We start from the raw sequence: 24911 nt of genomic DNA on the forward strand, positions 1-24911 counted from the left end.
CGTTCATCGCCGCTCGAAGGGAACCTGACCATGCCCCGCCCCCTGCGGGTAGCCATCGTGGGAGCCGGCCCCGCCGGGATCTACGCCGCCGACGCCCTGCTCAAGTCCTACGCGGCCGCCGAGCCGGGCGTGTCCGTCGACCTCTTCGAGCGGATGCCGGCCCCGTTCGGCCTGATCCGCTACGGCGTCGCCCCCGACCACCCCCGGATCAAGGGCATCGTGACGGCCCTGCACCAGGTGCTCGACAAGCCGCAGATCCGGCTGTTCGGCAACGTCGACTACCCCCGTGACATCAGCCTGGACGACCTGCGCGCGTTCTACGACGCCGTGATCTTCTCCACCGGTGCCACCGCCGACCGCGCGCTGCCCATCCCCGGCATCGGCCTCGACGGGTCCTACGGCGCCGCCGACTTCGTCTCCTGGTACGACGGCCACCCGGACGTGCCGCGCACCTGGCCGCTGGAGGCCGAGAAGGTCGCCGTGCTCGGCGTCGGCAACGTCGCCCTCGACGTGGCCCGCATCCTGGCCAAGACGGCCGACGAACTGCTGCCCACGGAGATCCCGCCGAACGTCCACGAGGGCCTGAAGGCCAACCGGGCGCGGGAGATCCACGTCTTCGGGCGGCGCGGCCCGGCGCAGGCGAAGTTCAGCCCGATGGAGCTGCGCGAGCTGGACCACTCGCCGAACATCGAAGTGATCGTCGACCCCGAGGACATCGACTACGACGAGGGCTCGATCGAGACCCGGCGCGGCAACAAGCAGGCCGACATGGTCGCCAAGACCCTGGAGAACTGGGCGATCCGCGACGTCGGCGGCCGGCCGCACAAGCTGTTCCTGCACTTCTTCGAGTCGCCCACCGAGATCCTCGGCGAGGACGGCAGGGTCGTCGGCCTGCGCACCGAGCGCACCGCGCTCGACGGCACGGGCAACGTCAAGGGCACCGGCGAGTTCAAGGACTGGGACGTCACGGCCGTCTACCGCGCGGTGGGCTACCTCTCCGACGCCCTGCCCAAGCTGCCCTGGGACCTGGAGTCGGGCACGGTCCCGGACGAGGGCGGCCGCGTCATCGCCGAGACCGGGGAGCACGTGCGGTCCACGTACGTCACCGGCTGGATCCGGCGCGGCCCGGTCGGCCTGATCGGCCACACCAAGGGCGACGCCAACGAGACGGTCGCCAGCCTGCTGGACGACCACGCGAACGGGCGCCTGCACACCCCGGCCGCGCCCGAGCCGGAGGCCGTCGACGCCTTCCTCGCCGAGCACGGCGTCCGCTGGACCACCTGGGAGGGCTGGTACCGACTGGACGCCGCAGAGCGGGCCCTGGGCGAGCCGCAGGGCCGCGAACGCGTGAAGATCGTCGAACGCGAGGACATGCTCCGCGAGAGCGGCGTCCGGCCCTGACCTCGCTCCGGGCCCGAGGCCGGGCCCGGCGGTGCGGGCACCTGCCCGGCCCGGCGGGAGCGGGCGGTCCGCTCCCGCCAGGTCATCTGGAGGACGCCCCTGGCCAGGTGGCCGACGGTACCGGCCCGCGGGAGGCCGCCTACGGCGGACCGGGGGGTCCGCACCCGGGGAATTACGAGGCGGCGCCGGTCAGGGCGAGGAACTCGCTGCGGGAGCGGGCGTCGGAGCGGAGCAGGCCGAGCAGGGTCGAGGTCATGGTGGTGGAGCCGGTGGCCTGGACGCCGCGCAGGGTCATGCACGAGTGCTCGGCTTCGATGACCACGCCCACGCCCTTCGGTTCGAGGTGGGTCTGGAGCCAGTCGGCGACCTGCTTGGTCAGGCGTTCCTGGACCTGCGGACGGCAGGCGAAGTGCTCGACGACGCGGGCGAGTTTGGACAGGCCCAGGATGCGGGCGCCCGGCAGGTAGCCGACGTGGGCGGTGCCGACGAAGGGCAGCAGGTGGTGCTCGCACACCGACCGGACGGGTATGCGGCGGGCCAGGACGAGTTCGTCGTAGCCCTCGTCGTTGGGGAAGGTGGTCAGGTCGAACGGGCGGGGGCTGAACAGTTCGGCGTAGGCGCGGACCATGCGGCCCGGCGTGCCGCGCAGGCTCTCGGAGGCGGTGGAGATCCCGAGGGCGTTGAGGAACCGGCCGGCCGCTTCTTCCGCGGCGGCCAGGTCGATGCCGGCAGGCTCGTGCACGACCCGCAGGGCGGGCCGGGCGGGAGCCGCGTCGTCGGGGCGTATTCGGGCGGTGGCGTGCTGCGGGCGCTCGGTCATCTCAGCTTCCTCCGATGCCGAGGGCGGTGAGCAGGACCAGGACGAGGGTCGCCACGGCGAACAGGCCGTGGGCCAGGACGACCGGTACAGGGAAGTGACGTTCGGCGGGGACGGTCCCGCCGGCCCCCGGGACCGCTGCGGCGGCCGGTCCCGCAGCGGCGGCCGGTCCCGCAGCGGCGGCGGCACGGTCACGGTAGACGGGGATCCAGCGGGCCAGCATCACGAATCCCAGCAGGGCGACGGGCAGCAACAGGCCGAAGGAGGTCCAGGCCAGAGAGCTCTTGTCGGCGACCAGGTAGATGATCCACACCACCAGTCCGATCGCCGCCAGGGCGAAGTGGCCGAAGATCACGGGGGCGGGAAGGCGGCTGGTGCCGGTCTGCTGCTGGCGGACTCCGCCGCGTTGGATCCAGGTGCCGAGCATGTAGAAGCCGCCGAGGGCGGTGATCACCCAGGTGATCAGTGCGGCGATGTCCATGAGGAACTCCCCATCGATGTGATGTAGCGGCCGGAGCACGCCGGCCCTTGGTGCGGGACCTGCGGCCTCAGGCGGCAGGGCGGGCGCTCCGCGCGCCGGCTCCGGGCGTGTAGCCCTCGGCCTGGGTGTTCTCGTCGGCGACGCGGACGCCGTAGCGGTACGCCAGCTTGCCGCCGAGGAATCCCGAGACCCCCAGCGCGACGATGCTCACGGCGGACAGGACGAGCCTGCCCCAGCCGACGCTCCCCCCGCCGGTGTAGGTGCTGTAGCGCCACAGGAAGTTGACCGCGTAGGCGATGGTCACCAGCAGGTTCAGCGTCATGTGGACCAGGGCGGTGCGAAAGGCCGGGGTGCCGGTCGGGATGGCGAACAGGTCGAGGAAGCCGACCATGGCCGCCAGCAGGGCGCCGATCACCCCTACCGCGATCAGCCACTGCGAGCCCTGGGTCAGGAAACCCGGCCGGCCGACCACGTGGGAAGCGATGTCGAACACCAGGCTGGTCACCCAGGCGCCGATCGGCACGGTGACCAGGATCGGGTGGAACGGGTGGCCGTACGGGCCGGCCAGCGAGGCACTGACAGGACGCTTCGCCTGGAGCCGTGATGCGTCAGTCATCGCGACCTCCTCTTCTGGTTTCACTAATAAATCTTGGCCTTATTGCGGATGGCCGTCAAGATGTGCAGGAAAAAAGGAGGACAGGAACTCTTGTGCCCACAGGCATGGGAGTAACGGCGGTCTTACGGCTTCCGATCGGCCGACTCTGGCCGACGCGGTCGGCAGCGCCACCGCCTCCGCCGGCCCGTCCCGGTGCAGCGGGCCGGACCGCGCGGGCCGACGCGGCGCGGTCCGGTGCCGTCTTCGGCTCCGGTGCCGTTTGGAAGCGGGGCCGCGCGGAAACCCCGGCCTTGTTGTCCGTGATGACCGCCGTGCACCTTTCTCGACCGCTGTGCACTTCCCGGCGGACGGATGCGCCCCTGACGACTTCACGCGGGAGCAGGCGATGACGACAGACACCAGTGCCCCCACGGCCCTGCGCCACGATCCGCTGGTCCGCGGCCTCGGCCTGGCGAGCGCCCTGCTGGGCGTGCCCCAGGTGGCCACGCCCGGCGGGTTCGTCCGGCAACTCGGGCTCGCGGACGGGCCCCGGCAGCGCATGGCCACCGTCGCGGTCGGCGTCCGCGAGCTGACGGCCGCGGCCGGCCTGCTGGGACGGCCGCACCCGGCCTGGCTGTGGAGCAGGGTGGGCGGCGACCTCGTCGACCTCACCCTGCTGGCCACCGCCCTGCGCCGGCACGACGGCCGGGGCGTCGCCCGGACCGCCGCCGCCACCGCGGGCACCGCCGCCGTCACCGCGGCGGACGTCTACGCGGCCGTGACCCGGACCCGCTGGCGCACGCCCGTCGAACTGACCGCCGCCACGACCGTCGCCAAGCATCCGGACGAGACCTACGAGCTGTGGAGCGGCCTGGAGCGGCTCCCGGAGTTCATGGCCCATCTGGCGGAGGTGCGCATCACCGGCCCCCGCACCAGCCACTGGACGGCGAGCGCGCCCTTCGGCAGGACGGTCGAGTGGGACGCCGAGACCACCCAGGACGTGCCCGGCCAGCTCATCGCCTGGCGCTCGGCGCAGGGCGCCGTCGTGGGCAACTCGGGCGAGGTCCGCTTCCACCCCGCGCCCGGAGGGCACGGCACCGAGGTGCAGGTGACCCTGCGCTACTCGCTGCCGGCCGGCCCGCTCGGCAGGGCGGTCGCGCGCTACTTCGGCGAGGAGCCGCACCAGCAGTTGGACGACGACCTCAGGCGCTTCAAGCAGATCGCCGAGGCCGGCGAGGTGATCCGCTCCGAGGGCGCCCCGGGCGGCAAGCGGGCCCGGGCGGAGTTCCCGCAGCACCCCGCGCAGCCCCTGACCGAGGACGAACTGAGGGAGGTCCGCTCGTGAAGGCCAACTGCTGGGCCGGACCCGACTCGGTCGAGGTGCGGGACGTACCCGAGCCCGCGCTCCTCAACAGCCGCGACGCGATCGTGCGGGTCACCTCCACCGCGATCTGCGGCTCCGACCTGCACCTGCTCGACGGCTACGTCCCCACCATGCAGGACGGCGACGTCCTCGGCCACGAGTTCATGGGCGAGGTCGTGGAGACCGGCCCCGGCATGACCGACGGCAAGCTGCGCCCCGGCGACCGGGTCGTCGTGCCCTTCCCGATCGCCTGCGGAGCCTGCGCGTCCTGCCGGGCCGAGCTGTACTCCTGCTGCGAGAACACCAACCCCAACGCCGGGCTGGCGGAGAAGTTCTTCGGCCACCCCACGGCCGGCATCTACGGCTACTCCCACCTCACCGGCGGTTTCGCCGGCGGGCAGGCGCAGTACGCGCGCGTGGTGCTCGCCGACGTCAACGCCCTGAAGATCGAGTCGGACCTCACCGACGAGCAGGTGCTGTTCCTGTCCGACATCCTGCCCACCGGCTACATGGGCGCCGAGATGTGCGACATCCAGGAGGGCGACGTGGTCGCCGTGTGGGGCGCGGGGCCGGTGGGCCAGTTCGCGATGGACAGCGCCCGGGTGCTCGGCGCCGAACGCGTCATCGCCATCGACAAGGAGACGTACCGGCTCGAGATGGCGGCCGCCGAGGGGTACACGACGATCGACTTCGAGGACGTCGACGTGCGCTCGGCGCTGCTGGAGCTGACCGGCGGCCGGGGCCCGGACAAGTGCGTCGACGCGGTCGGCCTCGAGGCCACCCACGGCGCCACCCACGTCCGGCTGTACGACAGGGCCAAGCAGGCGGTGCGCTCCGAGACCGGCCGGCCGCACGCGCTGCGCCAGGCGATCACGTCCTGCCGCAGCGGCGGCATCGTGTCGGTCGTCGGCGTCTACGGCGGGCTGCTCGACAAGTTCCCGGCGGGCGCGTGGATGAACAGGTCGCTGACGCTGCGGGCCGGGCAGTGCCATGTGCACCGGTACATGAAGCAGCTGCTCCGGCTGATCGAGCAGCGCAGGATCGATCCCACGCGGGTGATCACCCACCGTCTGCCCCTGTCCGAGGCGCCGCGCGGCTACGAGCTGTTCAAGAACAAGGAGGACGGCTGCGAGAAGGTCGTCCTCACGCCCTGAGGCCACGAACTGGCCGGGCCGGACGGGGCACGCCCCTATGCGGATGGAGGGCGTGCCCCGTCCGGCGACCCATTGTGGAAGCGGTCACCGGGGCGGGGACACGGGTGCGCGGCGGCGGGTACGAGTGCGCGCCGCACACACCGTGTGCGCCGGGCGCGTCCCGTGCGTGACGCGCGCCGGGCGCTCCGTACGACCCGCGCGTCGCGCCCGTCCGACCCGCCCATCGCGCCCGTGCGGCCCCTCGTCGGCCCGCGGGACGGCACGCGTCAGGCGTGTTTGCCGCCGCTCGGGACACCCGGACAGCATGAACCGTCTGCACCTTCCCGGTCACCGGGATCATTCCAGCGGCAAGGACGCCCCCGCCCGCGCCGGGGACGAGGGGCGAGCACCCGCGCGCGGCGCGGAGCGGGAGCCGGAACGGGAGCCGGAACGGGCCACGGAGCCCGAGGCCGTCGGCCCTGACCCGTCGGCCGAGGCGGAGGCCCCGGACTCCCCCACCGACCTGCCCGGACGGTCCTGGCTGGCGGTGTTCCGCAGGGTCCTCAAGGAGTTCCAGGACGACGAACTGACCGACCGCGCCGCCGCGCTGACGTACTACGGTGTGCTGTCGCTGTTCCCGGCACTGCTGGTCCTGGTCTCCCTGCTCGGCGTCGCCGGCCAGTCGGCCACCCAGCAGGTGCTGAACAACCTGCGCAAGCTCGCCCCCGGCTCCGCGCGCGACATCATCACCAACGCGGTGCACCAGTTGCAGAACCACGCGGGCGTCGGTTCCCTGCTGGCCGTCGTGGGCCTGCTGGGCGCGGTGTGGTCGGCGTCGGGCTACGTCGCCGCGTTCATCCGTGCCGCCAACGCGGTCTACGACGTGCCCGAGGGGCGCCCGGTGTGGAAGGTGCTGCCGCTGCGGCTGGCGCTGACCGTGAGCCTGATGCTGCTGGCCGTCGCCAGTTCGCTGATCGTCGTCTTCACCGGCACCCTGGCCCGGCAGGCCGGCACGGCGCTCGGCCTGGGCGACGCGGGCCTGACCGCGTGGTCCATCGCGAAGTGGCCGGTGCTGGTCGTTCTGGTCACGATGATGATCGCGCTGCTGTACTGGGCCACGCCCAACGCCAAGGTGCGGGGCGTCCGGTGGATCACCCCGGGCAGCCTGCTGGCCCTGCTGATCTGGCTGGCCGCCTCCGCGGGCTTCGCCTTCTACGTGGCGAACTTCGGCTCGTACAACAAGACGTACGGCACCCTGGCCGGCGTCATCGTCTTCCTCGTGTGGCTGTGGGTCACGAACCTGGCCATCCTGCTCGGCCTGGAGTTCGACGCCGAGATGGCCCGGCAGAGGGTGATCGACGGCGGCCACCCGGCGGACAGCGAGCCCTATGTGGAACCGCGGGACACCCGCACCTGGGACGAGCAGGACCAGCGGCGTATGGAGGACGGCTGCTGAGCGGCCGCGCGGTCGCCCGGCCGGCAGGCGTACGGTCACATGGCCGCCGAGCCCCTGGGGTACCCGGCGGCCATGACCCCTCACCGCGACACCCCCGATTCCCCCGACGACCGGCGCGGCACCCAGCGGAGCGCGCCGGACCAGCAGAGCGAAATGGAGCGGAGGGAGGAGGAGCGCGCCGCTTCCCGTCCCTTCGACTACCCGTATCCGGAGCGGCACGCCAATGTGCGCGCCACCCGGCACATCAGCCGTGAGCAGGCCGACGCGGACAGCACGCCCGGCGTCCGCGGCGGCTACGGCACGACCAGCGGAGGCCAGCCCGGCGCCCGCAGCGGCGTCCGGCCGGGCGCCGACGACGGCAGCGAGGAGGCGGGCTACCCGGACACCATCGCGGGCGCCGAACCCCACCCCGGCGAGGGCGAGGAGAGCCCGTAGCCTGCCACCCCGGCCGCCCGGGCCCTTGACGCGAACGAGCCGCGCCCCTTGGCAGGGGGCGCGGCTCGTTCCGCCGGGCGGCCGGTGCGGTGCCCGCACCGGCCGGGGCCGTCCTTGCGCGTGACTCGTCGTGCGTCGCTCGCTACTTGCTCATGCACACGTTGCCGACGGCCGGGTTGAGCGCGCCGAGCACGTTGACCGTGTTGCCGCACAGGTTCAGGCCGAGGTCGACGGGGATCTGGATGACGTTGCCGGAGAGGACACCGGGGTTCCCGGCGGAAACGGCGTTCGCGCCGGTGTCGGCGGCCGCCGTTCCCGCGCACGTCATCAGGGCCGCACCGGCCAGAACCGCGGCGGCGGTCATACGGATCCGCATGGAAAGCTCCTGTCGTTCGTCGGAACATGTGGTTCCACCGTGAGGTCCCGTCGAGCCTTAGGACAGCGACCAGAGGCCGAACGGAGTAGGACTGTCAGCCTCCCAGGGCGGGAATGGACCGAACGGGGAAGCCGGAAGGCCTCCCGCGCCGCCCGCGAAGCGCCGTCAACGCGACTCCCGCGCCGCGCCCACCGCCCGGGCCCGCGGCCGGACGGACGGACCCTGCGGCGCGCAGCGCCGCGCAACCGGGCCGGCCCCGCGCTGACCTCCACGGACACCCGCCCCCCGCCGCCGCCCGGGGCACTTCGGGCGGGCCGCGCCACAGCCGCCGGACCTGGCCGGCACGGGCCCCCGCGCCACCGATCATGATCCGCGTTGGCGATACTGGGAGCCGACCTCCGACCTCGCCCGCAGATTGGCCCATGTCGAACTCTCCCGCCTCCCGCACCACGATCCCGCCCACGGTGTGGCCGGCCCGCGGCCGCCATGCCGGGCCGGCCGCCGAGGACGCCGTACGGCGCCGCCTCGCCGGACTCCAGGCCGCCGGGGTGCTCCACAGTCATGTGGAGCCCGACGACGTCGACCCGGCGCAGGGCCATGTCTTCGAGGCCCGCTGGGTGGTGCCGGACGAGGTGACGGTGCGCGCCCGGCTCGCCCTGTTCCCTCCCGCCGGCCCGGGCGAGGACCGGGAGTGGGTGCTGGTCGCGGAGGCGGAACGGCCCTGGGAGCCGCACTGGCCCTCCCCCGCCACGATGTTCTGGCCGCCGGAACCCGACGCGGGCTGGGACCGCGAGGCGGTCACCGGGCTGCCCCTGGGCGATGTCAGCCACCTGCCGGACGACGACAAGGACCTGCGGCGCGTGCTGCGGCACGCGCTCCGGGACACCTGGGCCGTCCACGTCGTCGTCCACGAGGCCATGACCCCCGACGAGCGCGGCCGCCCGGCCCTGGTGCGGCTGCTGCCCGAGGGGCTGCGGCACCGGGTCGTGGAGCACCGCGCGGCGCCGCACCGCCTGCGGGCCGTCAACTGGGTGCTGGACGACTTCGGCACCCGGGTGCCGCGCGGCGGCGCGGTGGTCCTGCCGGGCAGCCCGCCGCCGGCCGGCCACGACGCGCGGGAGTTCTCCGTGCGCAGCGTGTTCCTGGACGGCAGCGAGCCCACCGAACTCCTCGACGCCGTCACGCGTTTCGCCGCGCTGCCGCGGCCGCTGCCGCCCGGGGCCGGCGACGCCCTGAACGCGCTGCGGGAGCAGTGGCACCTGCGGACGCTGGAGGAGGAACTGGCGCGGGCGCGCGAGTTCGTGACCATGTACTCCGAGGCCCTCGACGCCATGACGAAGTCCCGCGACCTCTACCGCGACGCGGCCGAGCGCGCCCACGAGGCCCTGGCCGCGTACCAGGAAGCGGGGGCCGGCAGGATCCCGCCCGCGAGGAGGCGGGCGCGCGCGGCCACGGGATCGCCTTTCCAGCAGCTGGCCCGCGGCCTGGAGCGGCTCAGGGGCACGGCACTGTCCCTGCGGCCGGGAGCCGGGCCCCTGACCGCGGACACCGAGGGCACGGCCGCCGCCGGCGGGAAGGGCCCCGGCAGCGCGGAACCGGCGGCGGCCGGCGGGCCGGCGCCCGAGGCGCCTGAGGCCCCCGCCGCCGGTGACCCCGCCGCCCGCTCGTCGGGCGACGGCTGAACCGCCGCCCCACGCCGTCCGGCCGGCCCCGGACGTGTCAGCCGCCGCAGCCTGGATACGCGGGTCGCACGGCACCACGGCGCGTCCGGAAGGTCATCCACGTCATGGGCAGCGACATGCACGACAGCACGAGCGGCGGACCGAGCGGCGGAGGCGGCGGCGCCCCGCGCGGAGCGGGTGCCGGGCCGCCGCCCGAGCACCGGTCCGCGACGACCCTGCGGGTCAACGGCAAGCCCCACACCCTCCTCGTCGACCACCGGCGCGTCCTGCTGGACGTCCTGCGCGAGGACCTGGATCTCACCGGCTCGAAGAAGGGCTGCGACCACGGGCAGTGCGGGGCCTGCACCGTGCTCGTGGACGGGCGCCGGATGAACAGCTGTCTGCTGCTCGCGGTGTCCCTGGACGGCAGCGAGATCACCACCATCGAGGGCCTGGCCGGCGACGGCGAGGAGCTGCACCCGCTCCAGCGGGCCTTCCTCGACCGCGACGCCTTCCAGTGCGGCTACTGCACACCCGGCCAGATCTGCTCCGCGGCCGGCGCCATGAGCGAGGCCGCGGCCGGCCACCCCTCCCACGTCACCGACCCGGCGCTGCCGTCCGGCCGGCCGGTCCCCCTTGACCGTGCGGAGATCCGGGAACGCCTCAGCGGCAACCTGTGCCGGTGCGGCGCCTACCCGCGCATCGTCGAGGCGGTACGGGACGCGGCCGGACAGGACGCGGCCGGGCGGACCGAGGGCGTGATCCGGTGAGGTCGTTCGGATACGTACGGGCCACGAGCGTCGAGGAGGCGGCGCGGGCGTTCGCGGCGCGGCCCGGCGCACGCTACCTGGGCGGCGGCACCAACCTCGTGGACCTGATGAAGCTGGGCGTGGAGCGGCCGGACGTGCTCGTGGACGTCTCCCGGCTGCCCCTGGACCGGGTGGAGGAGCTGCCCGACGGCTCGCTGCGGGTGGGCGCCACGGTCCGCAACAGCGACCTGGCCGCGCACCCCCTGGTCCGCGACCGCTACCCCGCGCTGTCCCAGGCGCTGCTGGCGGGCGCCTCCGGCCAGTTGCGCAACGCGGCGACCACCGGCGGCAACCTGCTGCAACGCACCCGCTGCCCCTACTTCCAGGACCTGTCCAAGCCGTGCAACAAGCGCGAGCCCGGCACCGGCTGCGGCGCCCGCGAGGGGGTGCACCGCGACCACGCGGTGCTGGGCTGGTCCGAGCAGTGCATCGCCACGCACCCCTCCGACATGGCCGTGGCCCTGGCCGCCCTGGACGCGCGCGTGGAACTCTACGGCGACGAGGGGGGCCGCGAGGTGCCGGCGGCGGAGTTCCACCGGCTGCCCGGGGACCACCCGGAACGGGACACGGTGATCCGGCCGGGCGAGCTGATCACCGGCGTGGTGCTGCCGACGGCCACCGGCCGGGTGCCCTCGGCCTACCGCAAGGCCCGCGACCGGGCCTCGTACGCGTTCGCGCTGGCGTCGGTGGCGGCGGTGCTGCGGGTGTCGGACGGCGCCGTCGCGCAGGCGGGGCTCGCCTTCGGTGGCCTGGCCCACCGGCCCTGGCGCGCGGCGCGGGCCGAGGAGGCGCTGGTGGGCGGCCCCGCCACGGCCCAGGCGTTCGAACGCGCCGTCGACGCCGAGCTCGCCGCGGCCCGGCCCCTGCGGGACAACGCCTACAAGGTGCCGCTCGCCCGCGCCCTCGCCGTGGACGTGCTGACCCGGCTGGCACGGGCCGGCGCCGCGTGACCGGGCCGCAAGCCGGACCTGCGTGCGCCGGCCGGGAGCCGGACCGAACCGAGCCGGCCGCAGGCCGGAGCGAACCGAGCCGGCCGCAAGCCGGACCGAACCGAGCCGAAGCGGCACGCCGACCGTCACAGGAGGACCCCATGGCCCCCACCGGTACCTCGCCGGGAACCTCGCTGGGCACTCCCGCCGAGCGCCGTGAAGGCCGCCTGAAGGTGACCGGCGCGGCCCGTTACGCCGCCGAGCACCCGCTGCCCGGCCGCGCCCACGCCCGGCCCGTGCCCGCCGCGATCGCCCGGGGCCGGGTGACTGCCGTGGACGCGTCGGCCGCCCTCGCGGTGCCCGGCGTGCTCGCGGTGCTCACCCACGACAACGCCCCCCGGCTCGCGGATCCCGAGGACGCGACGCTCGCCGTGCTCCAGGATCCGCACGTGCCGCACCGGGGCTGGTTCGTCGCGCTGGTGGTGGCCGAGACGCTGGAGGCGGCCCGGGCGGGGGCGGCGGCCGTCCGCGTCGAGTACGCCGAGGAGGCCCACGACGTCACGCTCACGGCGGACCACCCGGAGGCCTACGAGCCCGAGGACGCCAACGCGGGCCAGCCGGGCGTGCGCGAACACGGCCACCCGGCGAGCGCCTTCGACTCGGCCGAGGTCCGTGTCGACGTGGCGTACGAGGTGCCGCCCCTGCACAACCACCCCATGGAACCGCACACCAGCACGGCGCACTGGGACCGGGAGCGCGACCGGCTCACCGTCCACACCTCCAGCCAGGGCGGCACCACCGTGCGCGACACGCTCGCCGCACTGTTCGGGCTGCCCGAGGACCGGATCACCGTGGTGGCCGACCACGTCGGCGGGGGCTTCGGCTCCAAGGGCACCCCGCGCCCCGACGTCGTACTGGCCACGATGGCCTCGCGGCACACCGGCCGTCCGGTGACCGTGGCCCTGCCCCGGCGGTTCATGCCGGCCGTCGTCGGGCACCGGGCGCCCACGCTGCACCGCGTCCGGATGGGCGCGACGGCCGACGGCCGCCTGACCTCGCTGACCCACGAGGTCGCCACGTACACCTCGCGCGTCAAGGAGTTCGTCGAGCAGGCCGCGGTCCCCGCGCGCGTCATGTACGCCGCGCCGCACAGCCGTACCGCCCACCGTGTCGTACCGCTCGACGTGCCCACCCCGTCGTGGATGCGCGCGCCCGGCGAGGCGCCCGGGATGTACGTGCTGGAGTCCGCCGTGGACGAGCTGGCGACCGAGCTCGGCATGGACCCGGTGGAGCTGCGGATCCGCAACGAGCCCGACCGCGAGCCGGACACCGGCAAGCCGTTCAGCAGCCGCCATCTCGTGGAGTGCCTGCGGGAGGGCGCCCGACGCTTCGGGTGGGCGCGGCGCGATCCGCGGCCCGGGTCCCGCGCCGAGGGCCCGCTGCTGATCGGCACGGGCGTGGCCGCGGCCACCTATCCCGTGCAGGTCGCCGCGTCCACCGCCGAGGCGCGGGCGCTGCCCGACGGCTCCTTCGTGGTGCGGATCAACGCCACCGACATCGGCACCGGGGCCCGTACCGTGCTGGCCCAGGTCGCGGCGGACTCCCTCGGGGTGTCGCTGGAGCGGGTGCGGACCGAGGTGGGCAGCAGCGACCTGCCCTCGGCACCGCTGGCGGGCGGCTCCTCGGGCACCGCCTCCTGGGGCTGGGCCGTGCACGAGGCGTGCGTACGGCTGGCGGCACGGCTCGCCGACCACGCCGGGCCGCCGCCGGGGACCGGGCTGAGCGCCCGCGCGGACACCGCGGGCCAGGCCGACGCGGAGAGCTCCTACGCGCGCCACGCCTTCGGGGCGCACTTCGCCGAGGCCGCCGTGGACACGGTCACCGGGGAGGTCCGGGTGCGCAGGATGCTCGGCGTCTTCGCGGCCGGGCGCATCCTCAACGCCCGTACCGCGCGCTCCCAGTTCATCGGCGGCATGATCATGGGGCTCGGCATGGCGCTGACCGAGGGCAGCACGATGGACGCGGCCTTCGGCGACTTCGCGGAGTCGGACCTGGCGTCGTACCACGTGCCGGTGAACGCCGACGTGCCCGAGATCGAGGCCCACTGGATCGAGGAGGCCGACACCCACCTCAACCCCATGGGCAGCAAGGGAATCGGGGAGATCGGCATCGTCGGCAGCGCGGCCGCCGTCGGCAACGCCGTCCACCACGCCACGGGCGTCCGCTTCCGCCGGCCGCCCCTGACGCCGGACAAGGTGCTGAGCGGGCTGGCGGGTTGAGCACGCCTCGGCACGCGGGCACGCGGGCGCACGCGTCCGCCGGCACGCGGGTGCGGGACGGCGGATGCGTGCGTCGTGTTCAGTCCGTGGGGCCGGTGGGTTCCATCGGCCGCGGCGGCGGGTGCCGTTCGGCGACGTGGACCATGAGCAGCAGGGAGAGGGCGGCCAGACAGGCCAGGCTGGCGCAGGCGGCGGTGAGGCCCGCGCTCCACGGCGGGGCCACCGTGATCGCCAGGGAGCGGTTCAGCTCCGCGGAGGCGAACCTGCCCTCGAAGTAGCCGATCCCCGCCAGCAGGGCGGGCAGCACCGCGCCCGCGACCAGGACCACGACGCCGGCGCGCAGCACCAGCAGCAGGGCCAGGGCGCCGCACAGCGCGGAGACGGCGAGGGTGAGCACGTAGACGACGAGGGAGGCGCCGTCCCGGCGCACGGGGAAGTAGGCGGCGCCGCAGACCACGAGGGCCGCGGCGGCGAGCCATCCCGGCCAGAAGAGCGGCCGTGCCGCCGGTCCCGTCGTCTGCCCGGTCGGTACGACCGGTTCGGCGTCCGGCAGGAGGGCTGTGGCCGTCAGGCCGGCCAGCCGCTCCGGTGCCGCCGGCGCCGGTGTCATGGCCGGCGGTCCGTCCGCGGCGCCCTGGTGCGGGGGGCGGTGGTACACGTCCCGGGTCAGCCGGCCGATCAGCTCGACGAGTTCCTCGACGGGCCGGCCGGCCGCGGCGGCGCGGACCGCCTCACGGCCGCAGTGCGGCTGCTGCGGCGCCCGGTGCAGCAGCGCCACCAGCCGGGAGACGTCCTCCACGCAGCGGCTGGCCACCGCGGTGCGGATCGTGTCGTCGGCGCTGTCGGCGGCGCGCGGCGGCCGGGTCAGCTCGGCGACCAGGCGGGCCACGTCCTCCACGGGGCGGTCGACGGCCACCGCGCGCAGCACGTGGCCGGCGGCGTCCGGGTAGTCCGCGGAGTCCTGGAGCAGGGTGACGAGCCGGACGACCTCCTCGAGGGAGCGGTCGCCGACGGCGGCCCGTACCAGGCCGCGCACCGCGTCACCGTCGCCGAGGTCGCCCTCGCCGCCGCCCACGAGCCCGCCGGGCGGACCCGCCCAGTGGATCTCCTCGGTGAAGGCGATGACGGACTGGTCCGACTGGGGTGGTGAAGAGCGGGTGGTCATCTGGGCTCCATGGCAGGGGTGCGGCCGCTTCTGCGCCCCCGAAGCGCGACACGCCTTTTACCCTGACCATTACTAAGGTCCCGGCCATCGCGGCGCCACCGGGGTGAGGCAGCGGGGTGACGGGGAATCCGACAGAGGCGGGCGTTCCCGCACGCAGCGCCTCCGTCACACAGAGGTACATTTTTCGAACATCTGTCGCTCCAAGCACATCTGTTACGCATGTCACACATGTCACCGGGAAAGGACGGCATCCGTGGACTGGGGCACCAAGGCGCTCATCGTCGCAGCGGTCGTCGCGGCCGTGCTGCTCGCGGTGGCAGCGAGCGTGTTCGTACGGCTGGTGCGCACCCGGCGCGACCTTCGCCGGGCGGGGCTGCCGACCGGTCCACGCTGGGTTTTCTGGGGCGCCGTCGCCTATTTCCTGCTGCCCGTGGACCTGCTGCCGGACCCGGTGTACCTGGACGACATCGGCGTTCTGCTGCTCGCCCTGCGCGTACTCCACGGGGCGGCGGGCGAGCGGCGGTTGACGCTCACCCGCCGACCGGGAGGATCCGGGCATGGCGGGCAGACGGACGCGGGCGACTACGCTCCGTAAGGAAACCATTCACCCGTTCGATTCGTATAAGTGTCGGGAACCCGAAACAAAGTCAGCGGGCCAAGCGACACCGCAAGGATGACCACCGCTTGATCGCGGCTGCACCGAATGGGGAGAGACGATGCAACCGTTCGCGCTCAACTACGCACGGCCGGCAGTGGAGACAGAGGCCGTGACTCCGTATGTCTACGACTCCGGGCTGCAGTTGAACGTGCTCTTCGACGGCCGGATCGCCGCGTCCGACCAGGCGCTGCTGAGGGAACTGGGCACCACCACCTCCACCGCGGGCTCCAAGACCCACTTCGACGACTGATCACGGCCCGCGACGATGACCGTACTGATCCTCACCGGCGAGGAGGACGTGACGGCGGACATGGTGGTGGTGCACCTGAACGCCTCCTCGGTGCCGGTGGTCCGGCTCGATCCGGCCGATCTGACCGCGGGGGTGGCGCTCTCGGGGGAGTACGTGCACGGCTCCTTCCGCGGCCACCTGTCCGCCGGGGGGCGGCTGGTGAGCGTGAACGGGCTGCGCTCGGTGTGGGTGCGCCGGCCGGGGGCGCCGGCGGCCCGGGCCGCGCAGCCCTCGGCATGGCTGACCGAGGAGGCCGGGCAGGCCCTCTACGGCATGCTGCGCGGCAGCGGCGCGCGCTGGATGAACCATCCCGACGCGGCGCAGCGGGCGCGGCACAAGCCCTGGCAGCTCCGGCTCGCCCAGCGCAGCGGCCTGCCGGTGCCCGCCACCCTCATCACCACCTTCCCGCAGGCCGCACGGGAGTTCGCCGAGCGGTTCCCGGACCTGGTGGTCAAGCCGGTCTCGGGCGCGCACCCGCAGGAGCCGCCGCGGGCGGTGCCGACCAGCCGGGTGGCGCCCGACACGGACTTCGGCGCGGTCGCCTACGGTCCGACGCTGCTGCAGCGCCGGGTCGCCAAGCGCGCGGACATCCGGCTGACCGTCGTCGGCGAGACGATGCTGGCCGCGCGCAAGGAGACACCCGCGGACGCGGATCCCGAGGAGGTGGACGTCCGTTTCGCCTCGTCGGCGACTCCTTGGCTGCCCGCCGAGATTCCGCGGCGTACCGCACAGGCCGTGCGCGCCTATCTGCGCGAGGCCCAACTGTCCTACGGTGCCCTCGACTTCGCCGAGGACGCGGACGGGACGTGGTGGTTCCTGGAGTGCAACCAGTCGGGCCAGTTCGGGTTCGTGGAGGTCGAGACGGGCCAGCCGATCGCCCGGACCATCGCCGAGTGGCTCGCCCACCCCTCGGCACCGGAGGAGGAGTCCGTCAACGGCAGGCGTACGGTGGCTCCTTGAGCGGGCGGCGGGCGCGGCACCCGGTGCCACTACGGGGCCCGCTTCCCGCCCCGCCGCCGGACGGGCCGTGAGTCATGCCCGGTTCAGACGGCCAGCGACAGACCGCTCTCCCCGTCGGTGTCCGTCGTGACGTCCGCCGCGCGCCCGGAGGCGAGCAGCAGGGCGTCGGCCCTGGCGATCGCTTCGTGGATGCCCGCGGTCCCCATCATGACGCACAGGGTGTAACTGACGTCCTCCAGCTCCCGAGCCGTCTCGGCCCGCTCCCTCTCCGCCTGAGCGATCTTCAGCGATGCGTACCGAGTCAGCAACGTCCTGACGACCTTCGGGTCCGGAACCAGCACGGAGCGCCCCTCTCTCGATTTGTTGCCCGTATGCCCCAGGCACGCCGTGCCATGCGTGCAGGCCGCCTCGGGGCACACGATTGACGAAATTCAGTCGTTTCACGGGCGGATCAGCCGCTGATCCGCTTCGGGGCCCCGCCGGCTCTCACCGGTGGCGGTCCTCGGATCTCCCGCGCGCCACGGCACGGCGCTCCCCCGCGGTCATGCCGCCCCAGACACCGTCGTACTCGCTGTTGCGCAGGGCGAAGGCCCTGCACTCCGGCAGCACGGGGCACCGGCGGCACACCGCGCGGGCCTCTTCTATCTGGCGCAGCGACAGGCCGCTCTCCCCGAGGGGGAAGAACAGCTCGGGGTCCTCTGCACGGCACGCCCCGTGCTCACGCCAGTTCACTGCCGCGCCCGCTCGGTCGGATCTCTGTCACCGGGTCCTCCGCTGCATACTCGGCCCGCACGTCCGGGCGGCTCCCGTCCGCGGCGACTGGGCGCCGCACGACCCGGCAGAGGTATCCGCAATATAGGTGCTTTGGGGCCCTTCGGCCAAGATTGGGGACCCGGCACGCAGGATGGGCACAGGAGAACGAAGCGTCCCCGGGGATCGTGAACGGACAGTCTCCGGCCGTCCCCGGGTCACGACGAGAAGTCCTCCGCCGGGCGGGTCCGGTGCGGCCCGGGCGGAAGAATGGTTTCGGCTGTGAGGGCCGGTCAGGCGCCGAGGGCGGCGGCGAGTTCCGTGGTGGCGCGGGCGATGTCACGGTCCTGGTCGGCCAGCAGGACGCGCAGGGCGCCGCGCCGGGCGCGCACGGCCTGCCGGGCCCGCCGCTCCCAGACCACCGGGTTCTCACGGTGGTTGAGGACCTTGGGGTAGACGGCGGCCACGTCCTCCCACTGCCGGGCGTCGGCGATGCTCTTGAGCAGCTGGATGATCTGCGGCCGGCACGTCACGTGCGGCAGCTGGGCCAGCTCCCACAGGAAGGGGACCGTGGCGGCGGTCGCCTGCTCGACCACGAAGCCGTACTGGCAGATACGGGTGCGCAGCTCGTCCAGCGCGGCCCGCGCGCTCTCGGCATCGCCCCGGGCCACCCGGTCCAGCAGCCGGGGGATGCCGGCCGCGGAGCCGGTGGAGTCCCTGATGTCGTCCCAGGGCACCTGCCCCAGTGCCGCCAGGGGCGCGGCCGTGCCGGTCGAGGGGGTCGCGCGGTCGGTGCGCTGGGTGCTCGGCTGCTCCGTCTGTGCGGTGCGCATGGCATCGGGCCTTTCCGCGGCGGTCTTGTGGGGGGACGGCGGTTCAGTGGGGAGGGCGGGCGGACAGCTTCGCCCAGACGGTCTTGCCCGCCGGAGGTCTCGGGGTCCAGCCCCACTCCTCCGCCAGGGCGTCGACGATGGCCAGGCCGCGCCCGTGCTCCAGCAGTCCCATGCCGCAGGCGGGCGCGGATACGGGACCGCTGTCGCAGGGGTCGGAGACGGTGAGCACCAGGTGCCCCGCGTCGAGGGCGATGCCGAGCCACACCTCCGCCCGGTCCGCCGGGGCGAACGGCACCGCGTGCGTCGCGGCGTTGGCCGCGAGCTCGGTGACGACCAGCGCGGCGTCGTCGCCGCGGTGGCCGAGCGCCCAGGCGCGCAGCGTGCGGTGGGTGAACTCGCGGGCCCGGCCGAAGCCCTCCCGGTCGCACTCGATGCGCAGCATCACGGCGGGGAGCGCCCCGGTGACCACGTCCGGCTCCCGGCAGGACGTGGTCGCGGCCGCGGGCAGCCGGACCTCCCACGCCGAGCCGTAGGGCACTGGGGCCCGGTCCGGCCACGGCGCGACCGCGGTGACCGCGGCGGCCAAGTGCGCCGGTCCGGGCTCTGGGCTGGCAGGTGAGGGCACGGCATCTCCCTGATGCAACGTCACCGGACGGCGCCCACCGAGGGGTTGACGCCGCGGCTATTATCCACGCTGACAGCGTCCTCATGCAATTGCACGCGAAATTTCTCGTGAAAGTGCGCGGGAGCTGCGAGGGTTCCGACCCTGCGCGGTCGGCCCCCACCCGAGGGCCCGGCCCTCGTACGTACGGAACGTGAACAGCAAGGAGACTGCGGTGCCACCAGTGCAGAACGGAGTGCGGGCGAGCTCTCTCGACGCCCGCTGGATCAAGAGCCGGCACAGCAACGCCGAGGGCAATTGCGTGGAGGTCGCCGCCCTCACCGGTGGAGGCATCGCGGTGCGCAACTCCCGGGACCCCGACGGGCCCGCCCTCGTCTACACCCCGGCGGAGGTGGCCGCGTTCGTGGCCGGCGCGAAGGACGGCGAGTTCGACCATCTGCTGTGACGCCGGCCCCGCGCCGGTGAAGCGGAAGGAAGCCGCCGACTTCCCGGCGGATGCGCTCCGCAGCCGGACGGTGCGATAGTGTAACCCTCAAGTCTGCCCGTCCACTGGGAGCCAGGATGTCCGCCGAGTCGCATCGCACCTCCCGCCTCGAACCCTATCTGGATCGCTCCGAACCGGCCCCGACGCTGCTGAAGATGCTGGTCGGAGTGCAACTGGCGGGTTTCCGCGAGGACGCCGGGATGTCCCAGGAGCAGGCGGCACGCGAACTGGGTTTCAGTGCCGCCAAGCTCTCGCGCATGGAGTCCGGCAAGGGCCGCCGGCCCCCGGCCGAGGGCGACGTCCGCGCCCTGCTCCAGCTGTACGACACCGACGAGTACGAGGCCTCGGTGCTGCTCAGGCTGCTGCGGCGGGCCGGCGAGCCCGGCTGGTGGCAGCGCTACGACAAGCGGCTGATGCCCGAGTGGTTCGACCGGCTCGTGGGCCTCCAGGAGGCGGCCGCCGCGATCCGCACCTTCGAGATCCAGTACGTCCCCGGACTGCTCCAGACCTCCGCCTACACCCGCGCGGTGGTCGAGCGGGGCCTGCCCACCGCGTCCGCGGGCGAGGTGCAGCGGCGCGTGGAACTGCGCATGCGGCGCGCCGAGTTGCTGCGGCGCCAGGACGCGCCGCAGCTGTGGGCGGTCATCGACGAGTCGGTGCTGCTGCGCGTGCTGGGCAGCCGCGAGGTGATGCGCGAGCAGCTCGCCCACCTCGTGCAGATGGCCCAGCGGCCCAACGTGACCGTGCAGATCATCCCGCTGGACGTCACCAACGCCTCGGCGCCCGCCATCCCGATCACGTATCTGCGCTTCGGCGGCCTCGACCTGCCCGACGTCGTCTACCTCGAGCACATCAAGAGCGCCAACTTCCTCGAGGACCGCGACGAGACCGAGGAGTACCGGATCGCGCTGGACCGGCTGGCCGACGAGGCGCTGACGCCCCAGGAGTCCCTGGCGCTGCTGGGCAAGACGATGAAGGACCGGTACTCCGCGCCCTGAGCCGGCCGGAGAGCAGTCCAGGCGCCCGCGCCCCGCACACGAACGCCCCTCCGTGGACCACCGTCGGTGATCCGGAGGGGCGCTGTTCGTGGAACGGCCGGGACCCAAGTCCTGCGCCGGGCTAGCGGATCAGGCCCAGACCGCCGAACTCCACCCACTCGTGGGTGAGCTGACGGGGCGCCACGTCGGTGTCGGGACGCCAGGTGGACACCTCCACCAGACCCGGTTCGAGGATTTCCAGTCCCTCGAACCACTGGGCCACGTCCTTCTCCTCGCGCACCCGGCCCCAGTGGCCCTGCGTGGCCTGGGCCATGAAGTCGGTGACGAAGTCGCGGACTTCGGCGTCCTCGCTGACCAGCTGGCACATGAGCATGATGCTGCCGGGCGCGAGCCGCTCGCGCACCCGCCGGACCACCGCCATCGGACCGTCGGTCTCGCTGTCCGGGATGCAGTGGAAGACCGAGTTGAACAGCACGGCGACCGGCTGCGAGAAGTCGATCAGGCGCTGCGTCTCGGGGTGGGAGAAGATCTCGTCGGTGTTGCGCATGTCGGCGTGGATCACGGTGGTGCGGTCGTCCTGCTGGAGCAGGGCGCGGCCGTGGACGAGCACCATGGGGTCGTTGTCCACGTAGACCACGTGCGTCTTGGGGTCGATGCGCTGGGCGACCTGGTGGACGTTGTCCTGGGTGGGCAGGCCTGAGCCGTGGTCGAGGAACTGCCGGATGCCGTACTGCTCGGCGAGCGTCCTGACCGCGCGCTGGAGGAAGCGGCGGTTGTTCAGGGCGAGCCGGCGGGTGCTGGGGACGACCTTGTCGAGCTCCTCGCAGGCGGAGCGGTCCGCCGCGTAGTTGTCCTTGCCGCCGAGGTAGTGGTCGTACATCCGGGCGGCCGTCGGCACGTTTTCGTCGATCTTCGTGGACAGGTGGTTCTCCGTAGGCATCGTTCCCCCAGATTCGCCGATTCCACCGCGCCAACTGGGCCGGTTTCACTGAGAGTACATCCTAGGGAACCCGCGTTCGCCGGAACCAGTCCACGGGCGGACGACAGCACGCGACCACGGCATTCACCGCTCGATCGTCACAGTTTCTTCACCGGACGCGACCTATCGGAGCGGCGGTTCGGAGCACTCGTCCCCCATGTCGGCCGAGGGGGCGTCGTGCTCTTTGTCGCTGTTTCACTGTTGCCACTGGTCTCCGTGCTGCTGCTGGTCATGGACCGGATAGAGGACCGGATGCTCGATCCCGCCCCGCTGCGGGGCCGCCATGCGGGGCAGCGCAGGCATCTGCGCCTGATCCCGGGCGGCCGCCGCGGCACGGGGGACGACGAGGACTCCGGGGACTTCGAGGACGCCGGGGACGCCGGGGAGGTGCGCCGGGCCGCCTGAGGTGCGGGCCCCGTCGGCCTTCCCGCCCGCTGCCACGGTTTCTGTGACACGCTCGGTCACGGCCCGGTCCCCGCGGACCGGGCCGTGACCGTGTGTTGAGCACAGCGGAGAGGCGGCGGCATGCGCATCGGACTGCTCGGAACCGGCCCCTGGGCACAGATGGTTCACGCTCCCGCGCTGAGCGGGCACGCCGAGACGGACTTCGCCGGCGTCTGGGGACGCCGTACGGCCGCCGCCAAGGAACTGGCCGAGCGCCACGGCTGCCTCGCCTACGACGACGTGGACGCGCTGCTGGCGGACGTGGACGCGGTCGCCGTCGCGCTCCCGCCGCACGTCCAGGCGGATCTCGCGGTACGGGCGGCGCGGGCCGGCCGCCATCTGCTGCTCGACAAGCCGCTGGCGGCGACCGTGGCCGAGGGCCGTGCCGTGGCGGAGGCCGCCCGGGAGGCCCAGGTGGCCTCGGTGGTCTTCTTCACCACCCGCTTCCAGCGCGAGCCGGCGGCCTGGATCACCGAACAGGCGGACCGCGACGACTGGTTCACCGCGCGGGCGCAGTGGCTCGGCGCGGTCTTCACGGGCGACAGCCCGTTCGCGGCCTCGCCGTGGAGGCGCGAGAAGGGCGCCCTGTGGGACGTCGGTCCGCACGCGCTGTCGGTGCTGCTGCCGGTCCTCGGGGACGTACGGCGGGTGACGGCCGCCGCGCACGGACCCGGCGACACCGTGCACGTGGTCCTCGACCACGTCGGCGGCGCGTCGAGCACCCTGACCCTGAGCCTGACGGCGCCGCCCGCGGCGGCCGGCGCCACGGTGGAACTGCGCGGCGAGGCGGGGGTCAGCGTCCTTCCGGAGGCGGCCGAGGACGCGGTGACCGCGTTCGGGCGGGCGGTGGACGCGCTGATCTCCGCCGCGCGCGGCGGGCGCCCGCACCCGTGCGACGCAGGGTTCGGCCTGCGGGTCACGGAGATACTCGCCGCGGCCGAGGCTCTGCTGACGCGCGAGGCCGGCTGAGCACGCCGCGGCGGCTCCACCGCGTCCCTGCGGCACTCCCCCGGCGCCGGACGCGCGGTGCGCACGCCCCGGACATGCTCGTGGCCGGGCCGGCGAATGCGGCCCGGCCACGAGCGGTCGGCCTTCCGCGGCCCGGTGCGGCACCGGGGCCGCCAGGGCACGCTCACCGCGCTCAGGCGTGGCGGTGGGAGCTCCGGCCGCCCGTGACGGCCCGGTACAGCACGAGCAGGATCAGCGAGCCGACGATGGCGGCGATCCAGGTGGACAGGTGGAAGAAGCCGTTGATCGAGTGGACGCCGAAGATGACCTTGCCGAGCCAGCCGCCGAGCAGTCCGCCCGCGATGCCGATCAGCATGGTGATGATGATGCCGCCCGGGTCCTTGCCCGGGAGGAGCAGCTTGGCGATGGCGCCGGCCAGCAGACCGATCAGGATCCAGGCGATGATGCCCACGTTTCCTCCATGGTTCGACTGATGTCACGTTCAGCGAATGTCACTGTCCTTATCGGATGCACACATCGGGCGAACGCAAACCTGACGGGACGAGCGGGCTTTGCCGTCCCCTTAAACGGCCCTTAAGAAGGGGTTAAGCGTCGGCGCCGCTCCCCTGGTTTCCCAAGTAACCCCAGGTCAAAGGGCTTTGGGTCGGCCGCGCACTGGTTGGCCGGTGTCGTTGAGCTGCGTACGATCGGGCCCGGCCCCGGCGGTGAGAGCGCTCTCTCCCCTGCTCGACCGCCGCCTGCCGCCAGCACGTCCCGCGTGCCCCGCACGCCCGAGCACCAAGGAGACTCCCCCCACATGACACCCCGTCACCAGCGCGCCCTCGGCCGCAGGAAGTTCCTCGTCGCTCTCGGCGGCGCGGCGGTCGCCGCACCGGCCGTCGCCGCCATCGCCCCCCACGCCCTCGCCGGCACCACCGGGCAGACCAAGGCGGCCGCGGGCGCTCTGCCGCTGACGATCGTCAACAACAGCGGCTCCTTCGGCAACACCTCGGTCCACGTGTACATCGTGGGCAACCAGGACGGCCGCCAGGTGCGGGTCACCCCGGACGGCACCCTCGCCCCGATCGCCCTGTCGGACAACGGCGCCGACGGCTTCACCGACTACGCGATATCCCTCGCCGGGAGCGGCGAGACCCGCCTGTCCCTGCCGCAGATGTCGGGCCGCATCTACGTGTCCCTCGGCCAGAAGCTGAAGTTCAAGGCCGTCACCGACGGCAACGGCAACGCCGCCCTCCAGTACCCGGCGGGCTGGGTGTCCTCCGACCCGAGCTTCGCGGTGCTGCACGACTGCGCGGAGTTCACGTACAACTCCTCGGGCATGTTCTGCAACACGACCATGGTCGACATGTTCAGCGTGCCGCTGAGCATCCGGCTGACCGGCGCCAAGGACCAGACGACCGGCACGGTGCGCGCCGGCGGGCGGGCCGCCGCGTTCGCCGCGGTCCGGCAGGTGGAGGAGTTCTCGAAGCTGGTCGTCGGCGACACACGGGTGATCGCGCCCGGCCACGGGCTGGACGCGGGGCTGTTCGCCAAGGACTACTTCGCCCCGTACATCGACGAGGTGTGGAGCACGTACACCGGCAAGGATCTGAAGATCACCACCAACGCGGGCACCTTCACCGGCCGGGTGCGCGGTGAACGGCTCACCTTCGACGGGCCGGCCCAGGTCTCCTTCGGCAAACCCTCCACCCGGGACGTGCTGTTCTGCGACGGCGCGCTGGCGGCGCCGAACGACGGCAGGACGGGCCCGGTCGCCGCGGTGCTCGGCGCCGGTTTCAACCGCTCGACGCTGCTGTCCCCGGCCGCCCAGCCGGTGACCGACGCCGCGTCCTTCTACCGCACCGCGATCACCAACCACTACGCCAAGGCCATGCACGCGGCGACCGAGGACGGGCGGGCGTACGGCTTCGCCTTCGACGACGTGGCGGACTTCGCCTCCTACATCCAGGACACCGCCCCGACCGGGATCCGGCTGACCCTCACGCCGTTCTAGCGGCTCGGGCCGCCGTGGCCGCTTCGGCCGCT

Annotated in this window: 28 protein-coding genes; 17 read left to right on the top strand and 11 right to left on the bottom strand. The window is 73.5% G+C overall.

The window, feature by feature from the left end; all coding sequences use genetic code 11:
- The first annotated feature begins 30 nt into the window (after positions 1 to 30).
- Positions 31 to 1401, top strand: a complete 1371-nt coding sequence (locus IE217_RS09910) for an FAD-dependent oxidoreductase (protein WP_190177351.1) — start codon at positions 31 to 33, stop codon at positions 1399 to 1401.
- A gap of 172 nt (positions 1402 to 1573) precedes the next feature.
- On the opposite strand, the gene folE is transcribed toward IE217_RS09910, so the two are convergent.
- The 3 genes from folE to IE217_RS09925 all read right to left on the bottom strand — a co-directional run bounded on the left by folE (position 1574) and on the right by IE217_RS09925 (position 3315).
- Positions 1574 to 2221: a GTP cyclohydrolase I FolE gene (gene folE / locus IE217_RS09915; RefSeq protein ID WP_190177352.1), complete on the bottom strand. Its 648-nt coding sequence runs from the start codon at positions 2219 to 2221 to the stop codon at positions 1574 to 1576.
- Between the two features lies 1 nt (position 2222).
- A complete protein-coding gene (locus tag IE217_RS09920) occupies positions 2223 to 2699 on the bottom strand; it encodes a hypothetical protein (protein ID WP_190177353.1) in 477 nt (158 codons plus the stop codon).
- 67 nt (positions 2700 to 2766) lie between these two features.
- Entirely contained in the window at positions 2767 to 3315 is a 549-nt protein-coding gene (locus tag IE217_RS09925; protein WP_190177354.1) for a DUF2231 domain-containing protein, read from the bottom strand.
- 385 nt (positions 3316 to 3700) lie between these two features.
- Here IE217_RS09925 and IE217_RS09930 point away from each other — a divergent pair, with 385 nt between their 5' ends.
- The 4 genes from IE217_RS09930 to IE217_RS09945 all read left to right on the top strand — a co-directional run bounded on the left by IE217_RS09930 (position 3701) and on the right by IE217_RS09945 (position 7681).
- The gene (locus IE217_RS09930; RefSeq protein WP_190177355.1) at positions 3701 to 4639 is read left to right on the top strand and encodes an SRPBCC family protein; all 939 of its coding nucleotides are present in this window, start codon (positions 3701 to 3703) and stop codon (positions 4637 to 4639) included.
- Entirely contained in the window at positions 4636 to 5811 is a 1176-nt protein-coding gene (locus IE217_RS09935) for a zinc-dependent alcohol dehydrogenase (RefSeq protein WP_190177356.1), read from the top strand. The genes IE217_RS09930 and IE217_RS09935 overlap by 4 nt, the downstream gene beginning before the upstream one ends.
- Positions 5812 to 6115: 304 nt before the next feature.
- Complete coding sequence (locus IE217_RS09940) at positions 6116 to 7246, top strand: YihY/virulence factor BrkB family protein (RefSeq protein ID WP_190177357.1); 1131 nt, start codon at positions 6116 to 6118, stop codon at positions 7244 to 7246.
- A 72-nt stretch (positions 7247 to 7318) separates the two neighbouring features.
- Positions 7319 to 7681 (top strand): hypothetical protein, encoded by a 363-nt coding sequence (locus IE217_RS09945; protein ID WP_190177358.1) that lies wholly within the window; start codon positions 7319 to 7321, stop codon positions 7679 to 7681.
- Positions 7682 to 7823: 142 nt separating this feature from the next.
- On the opposite strand, the gene IE217_RS09950 is transcribed toward IE217_RS09945, so the two are convergent.
- Positions 7824 to 8057: a chaplin gene (locus IE217_RS09950; protein ID WP_190177359.1), complete on the bottom strand. Its 234-nt coding sequence runs from the start codon at positions 8055 to 8057 to the stop codon at positions 7824 to 7826.
- A gap of 422 nt (positions 8058 to 8479) precedes the next feature.
- Here IE217_RS09950 and IE217_RS09955 point away from each other — a divergent pair, with 422 nt between their 5' ends.
- From IE217_RS09955 to IE217_RS09970, 4 genes are all read left to right on the top strand, one after another.
- A complete protein-coding gene (locus IE217_RS09955; RefSeq protein ID WP_229865173.1) occupies positions 8480 to 9739 on the top strand; it encodes a hypothetical protein in 1260 nt (419 codons plus the stop codon).
- Between the two features lie 104 nt (positions 9740 to 9843).
- A complete protein-coding gene (locus IE217_RS09960) occupies positions 9844 to 10488 on the top strand; it encodes a (2Fe-2S)-binding protein (protein WP_229865174.1) in 645 nt (214 codons plus the stop codon).
- Positions 10485 to 11477: an FAD binding domain-containing protein gene (locus tag IE217_RS09965; protein ID WP_190177360.1), complete on the top strand. Its 993-nt coding sequence runs from the start codon at positions 10485 to 10487 to the stop codon at positions 11475 to 11477. Before IE217_RS09960 ends, IE217_RS09965 begins: the two co-directional genes overlap by 4 nt.
- Positions 11478 to 11617: 140 nt before the next feature.
- Positions 11618 to 13735: a xanthine dehydrogenase family protein molybdopterin-binding subunit gene (locus IE217_RS09970; protein ID WP_190177361.1), complete on the top strand. Its 2118-nt coding sequence runs from the start codon at positions 11618 to 11620 to the stop codon at positions 13733 to 13735.
- A 79-nt stretch (positions 13736 to 13814) separates the two neighbouring features.
- On the opposite strand, the gene IE217_RS09975 is transcribed toward IE217_RS09970, so the two are convergent.
- A complete protein-coding gene (locus IE217_RS09975; RefSeq protein ID WP_190177362.1) occupies positions 13815 to 14900 on the bottom strand; it encodes a hypothetical protein in 1086 nt (361 codons plus the stop codon).
- Between the two features lie 253 nt (positions 14901 to 15153).
- Here IE217_RS09975 and IE217_RS09980 point away from each other — a divergent pair, with 253 nt between their 5' ends.
- The 3 genes from IE217_RS09980 to tgmB all read left to right on the top strand — a co-directional run bounded on the left by IE217_RS09980 (position 15154) and on the right by tgmB (position 16807).
- Positions 15154 to 15495, top strand: coding sequence for a YkvA family protein (locus IE217_RS09980; protein ID WP_190177363.1), 342 nt, complete (start codon positions 15154 to 15156; stop codon positions 15493 to 15495).
- A gap of 121 nt (positions 15496 to 15616) precedes the next feature.
- On the top strand, positions 15617 to 15808 hold the full coding sequence (gene tgmA / locus IE217_RS09985; RefSeq protein ID WP_189707377.1) for a putative ATP-grasp-modified RiPP: 192 nt from the start codon (positions 15617 to 15619) through the stop codon (positions 15806 to 15808).
- 15 nt (positions 15809 to 15823) lie between these two features.
- Positions 15824 to 16807, top strand: a complete 984-nt coding sequence (gene tgmB / locus IE217_RS09990) for an ATP-grasp ribosomal peptide maturase (protein ID WP_190177364.1) — start codon at positions 15824 to 15826, stop codon at positions 16805 to 16807.
- An 83-nt stretch (positions 16808 to 16890) separates the two neighbouring features.
- Here the strand turns inward: tgmB and IE217_RS09995 are convergent, their stop codons facing one another.
- The 4 genes from IE217_RS09995 to IE217_RS10010 form a co-directional block, all read right to left on the bottom strand.
- Positions 16891 to 17148 (bottom strand): DUF5133 domain-containing protein, encoded by a 258-nt coding sequence (locus tag IE217_RS09995; protein ID WP_190177365.1) that lies wholly within the window; start codon positions 17146 to 17148, stop codon positions 16891 to 16893.
- A gap of 145 nt (positions 17149 to 17293) precedes the next feature.
- Positions 17294 to 17539, bottom strand: a complete 246-nt coding sequence (locus IE217_RS10000) for a WhiB family transcriptional regulator (RefSeq protein ID WP_190177366.1) — start codon at positions 17537 to 17539, stop codon at positions 17294 to 17296.
- 311 nt (positions 17540 to 17850) lie between these two features.
- A complete protein-coding gene (locus IE217_RS10005) occupies positions 17851 to 18390 on the bottom strand; it encodes a hypothetical protein (protein ID WP_190177367.1) in 540 nt (179 codons plus the stop codon).
- Positions 18391 to 18433: 43 nt separating this feature from the next.
- On the bottom strand, positions 18434 to 19015 hold the full coding sequence (locus tag IE217_RS10010; RefSeq protein ID WP_373297986.1) for an ATP-binding protein: 582 nt from the start codon (positions 19013 to 19015) through the stop codon (positions 18434 to 18436).
- Positions 19016 to 19226: 211 nt separating this feature from the next.
- On the opposite strand from IE217_RS10010, the gene IE217_RS10015 reads away from it, so the two are divergent.
- Together IE217_RS10015 and IE217_RS10020 are read left to right on the top strand one after the other, a co-directional pair.
- A complete protein-coding gene (locus IE217_RS10015; protein WP_189707367.1) occupies positions 19227 to 19457 on the top strand; it encodes a DUF397 domain-containing protein in 231 nt (76 codons plus the stop codon).
- Positions 19458 to 19573: 116 nt separating this feature from the next.
- Complete coding sequence (locus IE217_RS10020; protein WP_190177368.1) at positions 19574 to 20494, top strand: helix-turn-helix domain-containing protein; 921 nt, start codon at positions 19574 to 19576, stop codon at positions 20492 to 20494.
- Between the two features lie 121 nt (positions 20495 to 20615).
- Here the strand turns inward: IE217_RS10020 and IE217_RS10025 are convergent, their stop codons facing one another.
- A complete protein-coding gene (locus tag IE217_RS10025) occupies positions 20616 to 21434 on the bottom strand; it encodes an SAM-dependent methyltransferase (RefSeq protein ID WP_190177369.1) in 819 nt (272 codons plus the stop codon).
- 240 nt (positions 21435 to 21674) lie between these two features.
- On the opposite strand from IE217_RS10025, the gene IE217_RS10030 reads away from it, so the two are divergent.
- The gene (locus IE217_RS10030; protein ID WP_229865175.1) at positions 21675 to 21878 is read left to right on the top strand and encodes a hypothetical protein; all 204 of its coding nucleotides are present in this window, start codon (positions 21675 to 21677) and stop codon (positions 21876 to 21878) included.
- Between the two features lie 120 nt (positions 21879 to 21998).
- The gene (locus IE217_RS10035; RefSeq protein ID WP_190177370.1) at positions 21999 to 22886 is read left to right on the top strand and encodes a Gfo/Idh/MocA family protein; all 888 of its coding nucleotides are present in this window, start codon (positions 21999 to 22001) and stop codon (positions 22884 to 22886) included.
- A 172-nt stretch (positions 22887 to 23058) separates the two neighbouring features.
- Here IE217_RS10035 and IE217_RS10040 read toward each other — a convergent pair whose 3' ends face one another.
- Complete coding sequence (locus IE217_RS10040) at positions 23059 to 23337, bottom strand: GlsB/YeaQ/YmgE family stress response membrane protein (RefSeq protein ID WP_190177371.1); 279 nt, start codon at positions 23335 to 23337, stop codon at positions 23059 to 23061.
- Positions 23338 to 23682: 345 nt separating this feature from the next.
- Here IE217_RS10040 and IE217_RS10045 point away from each other — a divergent pair, with 345 nt between their 5' ends.
- Complete coding sequence (locus IE217_RS10045) at positions 23683 to 24879, top strand: beta-1,3-glucanase family protein (protein WP_190177372.1); 1197 nt, start codon at positions 23683 to 23685, stop codon at positions 24877 to 24879.
- The last annotated feature ends 32 nt before the right edge of the window (positions 24880 to 24911 follow it).

Source organism: Streptomyces naganishii JCM 4654 (assembly GCF_014650575.1).
GTDB classification, from domain to species: Bacteria; Actinomycetota; Actinomycetes; order Streptomycetales; family Streptomycetaceae; genus Streptomyces; species Streptomyces naganishii.